This window comes from Halpernia sp. (assembly GCF_048269545.1).
Taxonomy (GTDB): Bacteria; Bacteroidota; Bacteroidia; order Flavobacteriales; family Weeksellaceae; genus Halpernia.
The window spans coordinates 240,335-253,999 of the sequence record NZ_JBLXIJ010000001.1; the positions used below are offsets into that span (position 1 = coordinate 240,335).

The 13,665-nt window shown below is 30.5% G+C and carries 16 protein-coding genes; 7 read left to right on the top strand and 9 right to left on the bottom strand.

Annotated elements, in window-relative coordinates:
- Positions 1-3 precede the first annotated feature (3 nt).
- On the top strand, positions 4-369 hold the full coding sequence (locus ACN0WB_RS01025; protein ID WP_417427957.1) for a DUF2809 domain-containing protein: 366 nt from the start codon (positions 4-6) through the stop codon (positions 367-369).
- Positions 370-385: 16 nt separating this feature from the next.
- On the opposite strand, the gene ACN0WB_RS01030 is transcribed toward ACN0WB_RS01025, so the two are convergent.
- Positions 386-1,597, bottom strand: a complete 1,212-nt coding sequence (locus ACN0WB_RS01030) for an NAD(P)/FAD-dependent oxidoreductase (RefSeq protein WP_417427959.1) — start codon at positions 1,595-1,597, stop codon at positions 386-388.
- Between the two features lie 93 nt (positions 1,598-1,690).
- Here ACN0WB_RS01030 and ACN0WB_RS01035 point away from each other — a divergent pair, with 93 nt between their 5' ends.
- Genes ACN0WB_RS01035 through ACN0WB_RS01045 form a run of 3 tightly spaced genes read left to right on the top strand, consistent with a single transcriptional unit; the run spans position 1,691 to position 3,668 of the window.
- Complete coding sequence (locus tag ACN0WB_RS01035; RefSeq protein WP_417427961.1) at positions 1,691-2,227, top strand: acyl-CoA thioesterase; 537 nt, start codon at positions 1,691-1,693, stop codon at positions 2,225-2,227.
- Positions 2,228-2,243: 16 nt separating this feature from the next.
- Positions 2,244-3,287, top strand: a complete 1,044-nt coding sequence (thiL, locus tag ACN0WB_RS01040) for a thiamine-phosphate kinase (protein ID WP_417427963.1) — start codon at positions 2,244-2,246, stop codon at positions 3,285-3,287.
- Positions 3,288-3,314: 27 nt separating this feature from the next.
- On the top strand, positions 3,315-3,668 hold the full coding sequence (locus ACN0WB_RS01045; RefSeq protein WP_417427965.1) for a hypothetical protein: 354 nt from the start codon (positions 3,315-3,317) through the stop codon (positions 3,666-3,668).
- A gap of 72 nt (positions 3,669-3,740) precedes the next feature.
- On the opposite strand, the gene pepT is transcribed toward ACN0WB_RS01045, so the two are convergent.
- Entirely contained in the window at positions 3,741-5,000 is a 1,260-nt protein-coding gene (pepT, locus tag ACN0WB_RS01050) for a peptidase T (protein WP_417427967.1), read from the bottom strand.
- A gap of 209 nt (positions 5,001-5,209) precedes the next feature.
- Here pepT and ACN0WB_RS01055 point away from each other — a divergent pair, with 209 nt between their 5' ends.
- Positions 5,210-6,058 (top strand): hydroxymethylglutaryl-CoA lyase, encoded by an 849-nt coding sequence (locus tag ACN0WB_RS01055; protein ID WP_417427969.1) that lies wholly within the window; start codon positions 5,210-5,212, stop codon positions 6,056-6,058.
- A 102-nt stretch (positions 6,059-6,160) separates the two neighbouring features.
- Here the strand turns inward: ACN0WB_RS01055 and ACN0WB_RS01060 are convergent, their stop codons facing one another.
- The 6 genes from ACN0WB_RS01060 to ACN0WB_RS01085 form a co-directional block, all read right to left on the bottom strand.
- Positions 6,161-6,490, bottom strand: coding sequence for an iron-sulfur cluster assembly protein (locus tag ACN0WB_RS01060; RefSeq protein WP_417427971.1), 330 nt, complete (start codon positions 6,488-6,490; stop codon positions 6,161-6,163).
- A 104-nt stretch (positions 6,491-6,594) separates the two neighbouring features.
- Positions 6,595-7,290, bottom strand: coding sequence for a 3'-5' exonuclease (locus ACN0WB_RS01065; RefSeq protein ID WP_417427973.1), 696 nt, complete (start codon positions 7,288-7,290; stop codon positions 6,595-6,597).
- Between the two features lie 120 nt (positions 7,291-7,410).
- Positions 7,411-8,691, bottom strand: coding sequence for a Fe-S cluster assembly protein SufD (gene sufD, locus ACN0WB_RS01070; protein ID WP_417427975.1), 1,281 nt, complete (start codon positions 8,689-8,691; stop codon positions 7,411-7,413).
- Positions 8,692-8,768: 77 nt separating this feature from the next.
- Positions 8,769-9,533 (bottom strand): Fe-S cluster assembly ATPase SufC, encoded by a 765-nt coding sequence (gene sufC, locus ACN0WB_RS01075; protein WP_417427977.1) that lies wholly within the window; start codon positions 9,531-9,533, stop codon positions 8,769-8,771.
- Between the two features lie 53 nt (positions 9,534-9,586).
- Positions 9,587-11,035: a Fe-S cluster assembly protein SufB gene (gene sufB, locus ACN0WB_RS01080; protein ID WP_417427979.1), complete on the bottom strand. Its 1,449-nt coding sequence runs from the start codon at positions 11,033-11,035 to the stop codon at positions 9,587-9,589.
- Between the two features lie 73 nt (positions 11,036-11,108).
- The gene (locus ACN0WB_RS01085) at positions 11,109-11,438 is read right to left on the bottom strand and encodes a HesB/IscA family protein (protein WP_417427981.1); all 330 of its coding nucleotides are present in this window, start codon (positions 11,436-11,438) and stop codon (positions 11,109-11,111) included.
- 146 nt (positions 11,439-11,584) lie between these two features.
- Here ACN0WB_RS01085 and ACN0WB_RS01090 point away from each other — a divergent pair, with 146 nt between their 5' ends.
- Complete coding sequence (locus tag ACN0WB_RS01090; RefSeq protein ID WP_417427983.1) at positions 11,585-12,391, top strand: GLPGLI family protein; 807 nt, start codon at positions 11,585-11,587, stop codon at positions 12,389-12,391.
- A gap of 35 nt (positions 12,392-12,426) precedes the next feature.
- Here ACN0WB_RS01090 and ACN0WB_RS01095 read toward each other — a convergent pair whose 3' ends face one another.
- Positions 12,427-13,176: a murein L,D-transpeptidase catalytic domain family protein gene (locus tag ACN0WB_RS01095; RefSeq protein WP_417427985.1), complete on the bottom strand. Its 750-nt coding sequence runs from the start codon at positions 13,174-13,176 to the stop codon at positions 12,427-12,429.
- A gap of 147 nt (positions 13,177-13,323) precedes the next feature.
- On the opposite strand from ACN0WB_RS01095, the gene ACN0WB_RS01100 reads away from it, so the two are divergent.
- Entirely contained in the window at positions 13,324-13,665 is a 342-nt protein-coding gene (locus ACN0WB_RS01100) for a hypothetical protein (RefSeq protein WP_417427987.1), read from the top strand.

Here is a 13,665-nt window from a genome sequence, read left to right on the forward strand (position 1 = left end):
CAAATGAAATTCAATTTAAAATATTTTCTTCTCACTATTCTAATCTTCCTTGCAGAAATTTTAATTGCAACAACATTCAAAAATGTGGTTTTTTTAAGATCCTATTTCGGCGATGTTTTAGTGGTGATTTTAATTTACACTTTTATTTTAAGTTTCTTCAAACTTCAAAAGACAAAACTGATTTTCTGGATTTTTATTTTTGCGTGTTTAATAGAATTTCTGCAATATCTTCACTTTGTTGAACTTTTAGGTTTAGAGAAAAATCAATTAGCGATTACGGTCTTAGGAAATTCTTTTAGTTGGATAGATATTTTATGTTATGGAGTTGGTTGTATTATTGTTTATATTTTAGAGGTAAAAGAAAATTAAAAGCATTTTGAAAATTTTACTTTTTCTGATTTAAAGTTTCCGCAATAATCCACGCTTCACTCCAACAAGCTTGGAAATTAAAACCTCCAGTTACGGCATCAATATTCAAAACTTCGCCTGCTAAATAAAAATTTTCATTGTTCTTACTTTCCATTGTTTTAAAATTAATTTCCTTTAAATCTACGCCGCCTGCTGTCACAAATTCATCTTTATAAGTCGATTTCCCAGTAACTTTCAATTTCCGCTTACAAAGATTTTCTATTAAATTTTGGATTTCAATTTTCGTTAATTGAGAAATGTTTTTATTTAAATCAACTTTTGAAAGCCACAAAATTCGGTGCCAAAAACGGTTTGTAATATCAAATATTTTAGATGTTCCAATGGCTTTTTTCGGATTATTTTCTTTAAAATTTATAAATAAATCTTCTGCCGTTTCAATATCAATTCCTAAAAAATTAATTAGAATTTCAAATTGATATTTTAATTTAGCTAATTCTAAAGCTTTCCAAGCAGAAATTTTTAAAATTGCCGGACCAGAAAGTCCCCAATGTGTAATTAACATCGGACCAGATTCTTCCATTTTTAACGCAGGAATTGCAACTTCTGCATTTAAAAAAGAAGTTCCCATTAAATCTTTCAGCACCTCATCTTTTATATTAAAAGTGAAAAGCGACGGAACTGGCGGAACGGTTTTGAAATTTAATTCTTCTAAAATTTTTAAAGATTTTGGCGCACTTCCAGAAGTAAAAACAACAAAATCTGCCTTAGATTCTTCAATTTTTGTTTTAACTAAATATTTGTCATTTTCTTTAATAATTTTCTGAACACTTTGCTGGTTTTTAACTTCAAATTTTTTATTTTGAATTTCATCAACAAAACAATTAATGATACTTGACGAAGAATTACTTACAGGAAAAATCCGATTATCGCTTTCAATTTTAAGTTCCACATTTCTATTTTCCAACCATTGCATCATATCTGCTGGTTGAAATCTGCTAAAAACACTGCGTAACTCCTTATTTCCGCGCGGATAAAAATTGACCAAATCACGTGCATCAAAGCAAGCATGAGAGACATTGCATCTTCCACCGCCAGAAATTTTTACTTTTTGTAAAACGTCAGAATTTTGTTCTAAAATAAGAACCTCAAATTTTTTTTCATCTAAATTGGCGGCACAAAAAAAACCCGCAGCTCCTCCACCAATAATTATCACTTTTTTCCTCTGCATATTTTTAAAAATAACTTAAAATATTTTGTTAAAATTACAATTTTTCTACGCCATCCGAAATGCGTAAATTTGAACTTAAATTTAATTAAAATTATGTCAGTTTTTCAGTATAAATTTGATGTTCGATGGAGCGACATCGATGCCAATCGACATCTTGCAAATTCCAGTTATGTAGAATATTGTGCGCAAACCAGAATGGCTTTTATGAACCAAGAAAAAATTGGTTTAGCTCAACTTTCTCGATGGGGAATTGGTCCAGTAATTTTACATGAACGATATTCTTTTTTTAAAGAAATTTTAGGTGACCAAACAGTTTGGGTAACTTTAGAAGTTTCTGGTGCATCAGAAGACGCAAGTATTTATCGATTTCTTCATAAATTTTATTTTCCTGATGGAACACATTGCGCAACTTCAGAAGCCACGGGAGTTTGGATTGATACTATGTTACGAAAAGCAACAACGCCTCCTGATGAAATTTTAGAAGTAATGGAAGCTTACAAAGATGAAAATTGTAAAATATTAACTAGAGAAGATCTCAAAAATTTACCTTTCAAACCAGAAAATGTTGAAGCTTTTCATAAGCAAAACACCTTTACTTGGAGAAAAAAAAATCAAGAAGAATCTAAATAATTTTTAAAAATATAAAATGTTAGAAGATCAATCACCAGAATTAACTCCAATTTCAAAATTAGGAGAATTTGGTTTAATAAAACACTTAACCGACAAATTTAGTTTTAAAAATTCTTCCACAGAAATTTCTATTGGAGATGACGCTGCAGTTATAAATCCGGAAGGAAAAAAAGTGGTAATTTCTACTGATACTTTAGCGGAAGGTGTTCATTTCAATTTGGGTTATGTTCCTTTGAAACATTTAGGTTATAAATCTGTGGTGGTAAATTTAAGTGATATTGCTGCAATGAATGCGGTTCCAACGCAGCTTTTAGTTTCATTGGCGGTTTCAAATCGGTTTCCTGTAGAAGCTTTGGAAGAAATTTATTATGGAATTTCTTTGGCTTGTGAAAAATATAAAGTGGATTTAATTGGCGGTGATACAACCAGTTCACAAACTGGATTGGTTCTTACAATTACAGCAATTGGTTTAGAAAATTCTGAAAATATTGTCCAAAGAAATGGGGCAAAACCAAATGATTTATTAGTTGTAACTGGAGATTTAGGCGGCGCTTATACAGGTTTGCAAATTCTTGAGCGAGAACATTCTGTTTTTCTTGCCGATCCAAATATGCAACCCGAAATGGAAGGTTATGATTATATTTTAGAAAGACAATTAAAACCTGAAGCAAGAACCGACATCAAGCAAATTTTAGAAGATTTAAAAATAAAACCAACTTCTATGATTGACGTTTCCGATGGTTTGGCTTCTGAAGTATTGCATTTATCTGAACAAAGCAAAGTGGGATTTCATGTTTATGAAAATAAATTACCACTCGATCCTTTAACGATTTCGACAGCGGATGAACTCAATCTAAATCCAACAATGTGTGCTTTAAACGGTGGCGAAGATTATGAATTATTGTTTACAATTTCACCCACAGATTTTGAAAAAATTAAAAATAATCCGGATTTTACAATAATCGGGCATGCTGTAGATTTAGAACAAGGTAATTTTTTAATCGCTAGTGGAAGTAATGAATTGGTGAAAATAACTGCGCAAGGCTGGAAAGCTTTTTAAATTTAAATTAATGTTTAAAAAAATTCCATGATGACTTTTACAAAATTACAATTCACTGTTTTTTATGCAGATATTAAAGTAGGTTTAGAATTATTTTGTGATTGTCTTGGATTTCTAATTACTTATGATGAACTCAATTCTGAAAATGCATTTTGTGTTTTGGAAAAAGATGGATTAAGTTTAATTCTGCAGCAAAATAAAGAAATTGCAGATTTAGATCGCCCACAATTGCGATTACACACGGAAAACATTGAAGAAGTTTACAAACATGTTTCTAAAAATTTTCCTCAACTTTTACATCCGAATTCCAATAAAGTTGTAAAAAACCGTGGGGTGCGAAAGAATTTGCACTCTTGGATTCTTCTAAAGCCTGTATTATAATTATGGATTGGACGTAAAATAAAACAAAAGCCATTCAAATTTGAATGGCTTTTTTTTATAAAATATTCTAGTCTATTTTTGTTTTTTCTTCGCTTGCGCAATATTTAAAATTACTTTGGTCGCTTTTACCATACTTTCTACGGAAACAAATTCATAAGGTCCATGGAAATTTAATCCACCCGCGAAAATATTTGGACAAGGCAATCCCATATAAGAAAGTTGTGCGCCGTCTGTTCCACCACGAATTGCTTTTATTTTTGGCTTAATTTCAGCATCAATCATTGCTTGTTCTGCAATATCTACAATGTACATTTTACCGTCAAATTGCTGTTTCATATTTCGGTATTGTTCTTTAATTTCAATTTCTGCAGTTTTTTCACCGTATTTTTCATTAAAAGATTTTACTTTTTCGGTAATTAATTTTTTACGATTTTCAAATTTTTCTGCATCATGATCACGAATAATATATTGAATTTTTGCTTCCGAAACATCAGATTTTAAATCTGTTAAATGATAAAAGCCGTCAAAACCTTTCGTAGTTGCAGGCGTTTCATTGGTCGGTAAAGTTTGAATAAATTCTGCTGCTAAGAGACTTGCATTTACCATTTTTCCTAAAGCGTAACCTGGATGAACACTCAATCCGTGTATTTTTACAATGGCTTGTGCGGCGTTAAAATTTTCATATTCTAATTCTCCTACTTCACTTCCATCCATTGTATATGCCCATTCTGCACCGAATTTTTTCACGTCAAATTTATGAGCACCTCTTCCAATTTCTTCATCTGGCGTAAAACCAATTCCAATTCTGCTCCTTTTAATTTCTGGATGTGCCAATAAAAATTCTGCAGCAGTAACAATTTCCGCTAAACCGGCTTTATCATCTGCTCCTAAAAGTGTTGTTCCGTCGGTTGTAATTAAAGTTTCTCCAAGATATTCTTTTAAAATTGGAAACTTATTTGGTGATAAAGTAAAATTGGTTACTTTATTTAAAACCAAATCTTCGCCATTATAATTTTTCCAAATTTGTGGATTTACATTTTCTCCGCTAAAATCTGGAGAAGTGTCGTAATGTGAAATAAATCCGATTGTCGGTTCGTCATCATTTTCTAAATTTGATGGAACATAAGCATAAATATATCCATTTTCATCTAATGAAACATCTTCTAAGCCCAAAGTTTTTAATTCTTCAAAAATATATTTTACAATATCCCATTGTCTTACCGTTGAAGGCGTAGATTCGCTTTCTGGATCACTTGTGGAAAATATTTTAACGTAATTTAAAAATCTAGTTTGAAGTTTTTCTTGCCATTCGGCATTGAAATTTGGAGTCATGTTTTGAAAATTAAATGAATAAATTTTAATTAATAATTTTTGTTTATCAATCTTTTACAAATTTAAGTTTTATTTTAAAAATTATGCTTTTTATAATCTTAAACAAAATATAAATTTTAAGGTTTCTATAATCTTTTCTCAAAATAAATTACTTTCAAACTTATCAGCAATTTTAAAAATCTTATATTTGAAATTAAAGATTTGATTCAATGTTTTTGACAGAATGTCCAAGAGATGCGATGCAAGGTTGGGGAAATTTTATACCAACTTCACAGAAAATAGATTACATCAATGCATTGATGTCGGTGAAATTTGACGTTTTGGATTGTGGAAGTTTTGTTTCTCCAAAAGCAATTCCGCAGATGAGAGATTCTGGAATTGTTTTAGATGAAATAGATAAATCTCTTTCTAATACTAAACTTTCGGTAATTGTTGCTAATTTCCGAGGTGCAGAAAAAGCATTAAAACACGACCAAATTGATATTCTGGGTTTTCCATTTTCTATCTCCGAAACTTTCCAACATCGAAATACCAATAAATCTCAAGAGGAAGCTTTTGAGGATATTAAAAAGATATTGGTACTTGCAGATTCTGAGAAAAAAGAATTAAATATTTATTTCTCAATGGCCTTTGGAAATCCTTACGGAGAATTTTGGAAGTGGGAAGATGTAGATTTTTGGGCAAAGCGATTTTCTGAAATTGGTATAAAAAACATTTTATTGTCTGATACTACGGGAGTTGCGTCTCCAGAAAGTATTTCACTTTTATTTAATAAAATTCCAAAAAACTATCCTGAAATTAATTTTGGCGGACATTTTCATAATCGATATGAAGATTCGCATTCCAAACTAAAAGCTGCTTATGATGAAGGTTGCAGAAGATTTGATTCTGCTATAAAAGGAATTGGCGGTTGTCCATTTGCAAAAGATGATTTAGTGGGAAATATGCCAACAGAACAGGTTTTTAATTTTATGGCTTCGGAGAAAATTGAGATTTCACAAAATCTTTTACACTTTGAAAGTGCTTTTAATATTGCAAAAAAGATTTTTCACTTTTAAATTTTGCCAGAAATTCAATAATTTTTCTCTCGCTGATTTTGCAAATTGAGCAGATTAAAAAATATATTTTTTCATTTCTGAAATTAAAAATCTGCGAGAAACTTAATATAAAATTCCAAGTTCAAATTTCGCTTCTTCACTCATCATTTCTCTGTTCCAAGCCGGTTCAAACGTCAAATCTAATTCTACTTCTTTTACCATTTCTACACCTGCAACTTTTTCTTTTACTTCCGCTGGTAAGGATTCTGCAACTGGACAATTCGGTGTTGTTAAAGTCATAATTACTTTCACTTCGCCAGTTTCTGCAATTTGAACATCATAAATTAAACCCAATTCATAAATATCTACAGGAATTTCTGGATCATAAATGGTTTTTAAAGTTTCAACAATATTTTCTCCGATTTTTGCTATTTGGTCGTCTGTGTAATTCATTTTATTATTTGGAAATTATCCAATCTTTTTTAAAATTGTGAGTAAATTTTATAAATTACTCTTTAAATATATTTGTATTTATTACCTTTTGAAAAGCTTGAATTTTATTCAAGCCGCGTTAATAAATCTTCTTGTCGCATCTTGCGAAATACGTTTGCTAAAGTTAAGACATCTTTCTCGCAATAAGTTACAATTCTCGGTAAGTCTTTCTCTATATGATAAATTGCAGCAACTTGCGAACCATCAATATCATCTTTTGGTGTAGGAACGCCAAATAAATGCGCCAAAAGTTCTAAAGAAACAAAGCTTTTATAATCGCCGAATTTCCAAAGTTCCATTGTGTCTAAATGTGGGATTTCCCAAGGTTTTTTACCAAACATTTGGAATGGAACCGGCGGTTGAATTCCATTAATTAAACATCTTCGCGCAATCCAAGGAAAATCAAATTCCTTTCCATTGTGTGCGCAAAGAATGACATCTCGAAGTTTTGGACTATTAAATATTTCACCGAATTCCTGTAATAATTTTAATTCATCATCACCAGAAAAACTTTTAATTTTTAAAGTGTCGTTTTTATCCAACATTCCAACTGTGATGCAAATTATTCTTCCAAATTCTGCCATAATTCCACCGCGTTCTAAGTAATACTCTTGCGCAGTAAATTCTTCTTTTCTTTGAAATTTGGTTTTTTTGTCCCAAAGTTTTTGCTCACTTTCTGAAACATCTTCCCAAATGGCGTGGTTCGGAACCGTCTCAATATCAAGGAATAAAACTTTTTCTAAAGGAATATTTTGAATCATAAAATTTAGATTTAAGTAAATTTACAAAAAATAATTCTTCAATAATTGAACATTAAAAAACTAATTTTAAAATAGTTTCTTCTAAATCTTAAAATAATAATTATAGAGACTAAAGCTTAATTAAATTTGAAAATCTACTTCTAATTTCTCTGTTAAAAGTGCCGATATTTTTTTCTTTAACGGTTCAATATCAATATTTTGCATCGCATCATGTGCAAAAGCAACAAGCAATAAAGCGGTCGCTTTTTCTTTTCCAATTCCACGCGCGCGAAGATAAAAAAGTGCATCTTCATTCAACTGTCCAACTGTACAACCGTGAGAACATTTTACATCATCTGCAAAAATTTCCAACTGCGGTTTTGTCTCAATTGTTGCGCCTTCATTTAGTAAAACATTATTGTTTTGTTGATAAGCATTGGTTTTTTGCGCCAATTGATCTACATAAACTTTACCATTAAAAACACCTTTTGAATTATCTTTGAAAATTCCTTTATAATTTTGATAACTTTCACAATGTGGCGTTTTATGATGAACTGCGGTGTGATGATCTACGAGTTGGTTTTTCCCAATAATCGTAATTCCGTTCATAAACGAATTGATATTTTCTCCATTATGAATAAAATCTAAATTATTTCTCGTTAATTTTCCACCAAAAGAAAATGTATTTACGGTTGCCAAACTGTCTCTTTCTTGTTTCACAAAAGTGTGATCCATTAAATAACTAAACTCACTGTCATTCTGCAATTTATGCCAATCTGCTTTTGAGTTTTTATCAGAGAAAATTTCGGTAACTGAATTAGTAAAAGTGTAAGTTTCATCAAAATTATGATGACTTTCAATAATTTCTACATGAGCGCCTTCTTCCGCAATCAATAAATTTCTAATATTATAAAATGTATTTTGAGTTTGGCTTTGAGAAAGATAAAAAACGTGAATTGGTTTTTCTATTATTTGATTTTTAGCAATCTTCAAGAAAAAACCATCTGATGCAAATGCTCTATTTAAATTAATGAATGCTTGTTTTTGATTTGCAATTGTGTCAAAATATTTACTTATTTCTCCTTTTTTATTTGAATCTGAAAGTGCATTTTTAAGGCTAAAAAGCTCAACGTTTTCAAAAGAAATTCTGGATAAATTCGGATGTAATTTTCCGTTAATAAAAATAATATAATCAAAATCTGCTTCACCTAAATGCAAAGCATTAAGCTGGGAATCAGTGATTTTATGTTCTAAATTTGGTAAAAACTGATAATCTTTTTCAGTAATTTCACGAAGATTGGTGTATTTATATTCTTCATCTTTTTTTGTGGGAAAACCACTTTCTAAAAAGAGATTTAAGTTATTAAGTTTTTCACCCGTAAGAAGCTCTTTTTGCGCTTCTATTTGCTGAAATAATGCCATTTTATGGAATTTTCTTTAATTTTTAAAAAAGCACATCGCGCTATTTTGTTATTTGTCGCCACTTTTTGGTGACTTTTTTATAGTAAACCGGTTTCATTTGTTTCCAAAAGCCAATCATATCCTCTTTCTTCAAGTTCTAAAGCCAAACCTGCATCGCCTGTTTTAATGATTTTTCCATCAGCTAAAACATGAACGAAATTTGGTTTTATATAATCTAAAAGTCTTTGATAATGCGTAATTAAAAGAACTGCGTTTCCTTCATTTCTAAATGTATTTACGCCATCTGCAACAATTCTAAGCGCATCGATATCTAAACCAGAATCAGTTTCATCTAAGATTGCCAATTTTGGATTGAGCATTAACATTTGGAAAATTTCGTTTCTCTTTTTTTCACCGCCAGAAAATCCCTCGTTCAGTGAACGTGCGAGGAAATCTTTTTTAATATCCAATTTTGCAGATTTCTCACGAACCAAAGCCAACATATCTTTTGCTGGTAAATTTTCTAAGCCATTCGCTTTTCGGGTTTCATTGAGCGCTGCTCTAATAAAATTAGTTACAGTGACACCTGGAATTTCTACAGGATATTGAAATGACATGAAAATTCCTTTTTGAGCGCGTTCTTCGGGTAAATCTTCTGAAATATTTTTCCCTTCAAACAGAATTTCTCCTTCAGTAACTTCATAGGCGTCTTTCCCTGCAATTACCGAGGAAAGTGTTGATTTCCCCGCTCCATTTGGACCCATAATTGCGTGAACTTCTCCTGGATTAATTTGTAAATTTATTCCTTTTAATATTTCTGTGCCGTCTTCTATTCTGGCGTGAAGATTTTTTATTTTTAACATAGTTCTTTGATGTGATAATTTTAAAATTAGATAAGTTGTTGCTTAAATTAAATTTAACCTACAGAACCTTCTAAACTTACTTCTAATAATTTCTGAGCTTCGATGGCAAATTCCATCGGTAATTTATTTAAAACTTCTTTTCCAAAACCATTTACGATTAATGCAATGGCTTTTTCCGTATTTATTCCTCTTTGGTTGCAATAAAATATTTGATCCTCTCCAATTTTAGAAGTAGTCGCTTCATGTTCCACTTGCGCTGTTGGATTTTTTACTTCAATGTATGGAAAAGTATGAGCGCCACATTTATCTCCCATTAAGAGAGAATCGCATTGCGAGAAATTTCTTGCGCCTTTTGCAGAAGGCATTATTTTAACCAAACCTCTGTAAGAATTATTTGAAAAACCAGCCGAAATTCCTTTAGAAATAATGGTAGATTTCGTGTTTTTACCAATGTGAATCATTTTCGTTCCGGTATCTGCATATTGGTAATTATTTGTAACTGCAATAGAATAAAATTCACCGACGGAATTATCTCCTTTTAAAATACAAGATGGGTATTTCCAAGTTACAGCAGAACCGGTTTCTACTTGTGTCCAAGAGATTTTTGCTCTATTTTCACACAAACCTCTTTTGGTAACGAAATTAAAAACACCACCGAGTCCATTTTCATCTCCTGGATACCAATTTTGAACGGTAGAATATTTTATTTCTGCATCATCCATTGCAATAAGTTCAACAACAGCGGCGTGAAGTTGGTTTTCATCTCTTGATGGAGCGGTGCAACCTTCTAAATAAGAAACATAACCGCCTTCATCTACAATAAGTAATGTTCTTTCAAATTGCCCACTTCCTGATTGATTAATTCTAAAATAAGTAGATAATTCCATTGGACATTTAATTCCTTTTGGAATATAACAGAAACTTCCATCGGAAAATACTGCAGAATTTAAAGCAGCATAAAAATTATCGCCACGTGGAACTACTTTTCCTAAATATTTTCTAACCAAATCTGGATATTCCCGAATTGCTTCAGAAATTGCGCAGAAAATAATTCCTTTTTCTTTTAAAGTTTTTTGAAATGTTGTTTTTACGGAAACTGAATCAATTACAATATCTACAGCAACATTCGAAAGTCTTTTTTGCTCTTCTATATTAATACCAAGCTTTTCAAAAGTTTTCAATAATTCTGGATCTACCTCATCTAAACTTGCTAATTCTGGTTTTTGTTTTGGTGCAGAATAATATCTAATGGCTTGAAAATCTGGCTTTTTGTATTTTACATTTGCCCAATTTGGTTCTTCCATTTTCTTCCAAATTGCGAAAGCTTCCAAACGCCAATCGGTCATCCATTGTGGCTCTTCTTTTTTAGCAGAAATTGCTCGCACAATATCTTCATTAAGCCCTATTGGAAATTCTTCATATTCCAGAATAGTTTCCCAACCAAATTCATATTTTTTATTTTCTAAATCGACGCGTAAATCGTCTTCTGTATATTTTGCCATTTAAATAGATTTTAGATTTTAGATTTTAGGTTAAACTTAGTGTCTATTTCTAAATTCTAATTCTAATTTTTAATTATAAACTAAAACTTTCCCCACATCCACAAGTGCGGCTTGCATTTGGATTATTAAAAATAAATCCTTTGCCATTTAAACCACCAGAATATTCTAAAACTGTTCCTGCAAGATAAAGGATAGATTTTTTTTCAATAATAACTTTTATACCATTGTCTTCAAAAACTTGATCACTTTCTTCTTTTTTATTATCAAATACTAAAACATACTCTAATCCAGAGCAACCACCACTTTTTACCCCAACTCTGATGTAATCTTCAGAGGGATTAAATCCGTCCTCTGTCATCAGTTGGACGGCTTTTTGCTTAGCTTCGTCTGATACTTTTATCATTGTTTTTATTTAGAATGATTTTAAAGTACAAAAATACTACATTTAAAATCAATAACAAATTCAACTCAATTTATTTATCTATAACATAAATTGACATTTATCATTTAACTTTACAATTAATATCTAATCTTATTTAAAAAATTATAATGAAAAAGATTCTCTTTATTTTCTCGATTTGCTTTTTTGCTTTTGCTTCTTCGCAAACAACACGTTTTGTTTATCAAGTTTCTATAAAAACAGATTCCACAGATGCAAAATCTGTAAAAACCGAGTTAGCAAATTTGGATATTTCGCCCAAAGAATCCATTTTTTATGGTGACAATCGATTAAAACGAGATTCAATTTTTAGCAGAGCTCGACAAACTGGAAGTTTTAATTTTGATAGAACTCAAATGCAAAACTTACAATCCAATATTGATTTTACAGTTCAAAAAAATTATAGCGATCAAAATTTAATTTACAAAAGCAGAATTGGAAGAGATGAATATTCTTACACAGAAACGCCACATTTTAATTGGAAAATTTTACCAGAAACCGTAAAGATTGGTGATTACAAAACTCAGAAAGCAGAAATGAATTATGGCGGAAGAACTTGGAACGCTTGGTTTACAACTGATGTTCCTGTACAAGATGGACCATACAAATTCTCTGGACTTCCTGGTTTGATTGTAAAAATTGAAGATACAAAAGGTGACTATTCTTTTGATTTAATGCAAAGTAAAAAAATAAATGCTCCTGCGGATTTCACCACTCGTGGAAATATAATAAAAGTATCTAAAGCAAATTTTCTTAAACAAAATGAAGCTTATCGAAAAGATCCTGTTTCTGCAATGATTGCAGGAAATACACGAGGGAATTTTATGCAAAGAATGACACCCGAACAAAGAAAACAAATGGAAACGCGATTAAAGAAGAGCGTTACGGATTTTAATAATCCAATAGAAATAAAATAAATAAAAAAGGCAGATTTCATATCTGCCTTTTATATTTAAGATTTTAACCATTCTGAAGAATTCAAGTAATTTTCATCTGGAAAATAAATAAAAAGACAATTTTTACTTTTTATTGTATTGATAATTGGTGCAGCTAAATCTCGAGAAACTGCAGGACAACCCCAACTTCTACCAATTCTTTTATGATTTTTAGCGAAATCTTCACTCACATAATCTGCGCCGTGCATTACAATCGCGCGTTGTAAAGCCGCGTCATTAAAGCCTTTGTCCATTCCAACTAACCTCATAGAATATCCATTATTTCCCGTATAAGTTTCTTCTGTAATATAAAAACCTAAACTGCTTTGATGTGAACTTTCAGTATTAGAGAAATGTTCGGCAAATTCATCTCCAGTTCCCATTCCGTGTGCAACTAAAGTATTGAAAAGAATTTTTTTATTTTCTAAATCTATAACCCAAAGTCTTTTTGTATTTGAAGATTTGCTAAAATCTGCAATGGTTAAAAGATGAGAATCTGCTGGAAGTTTCCCGGCCAACTTTAATTTTTCAAAACCTTTAAATGCATTATTAAAAACTTTTTCATCTAATTTTTCTGAATTTGTAAAATCAATGGAATAAAAAATTTGTTCTGCTTTTGAAACTTCAGAATTATCTGAAGAAACAAAATTAGATTTAATGGTTACTGAATCTAATTTATTTCTTGATTTATCTATTTCTAATTTCGGTAAAATAAAAGACGTAATTAATAGATAAATCGGTATAAGTATAAAAAGTATTTTTTTCATTTAGAATTTTAGAGTGCAAAAATAAAAATATTGAAACTTGAAAACTCATATAACTTGTTAAAATTGTTTACTTTAACTCAAATTAACAGACTTTAATTTTTTTAAAACAATATTATAAAGTTCTTTTATTAACTTTGCATTTAGAAAATGAAATATTTATTCAAAATTTTCATCCTTATTTTCTCTGTTGGTGTTTTATTATATCCTGCACAAAATAGTTTTGCTCAGAATTCAGCTCCTGATAAATGTTGTACAACACAAGATGTTTGTCATAAAAATTTACCAGAAAAAAAACATAATAAATCTGGTTCTCACGATTGCTGTAATATTTCTATTTCAGCTTTTCAATTCGTGAAACAAAGTGAAACAATTCCAACAGAAGTTTCTTTAAAAAATAACTTTAAAAATAAAGTTTCATTCTATTTTTCAAATTCATTATTACCAAATGCTCTTTTGAGCGGGATTTGGCAACCACCGAAATTTATTTAA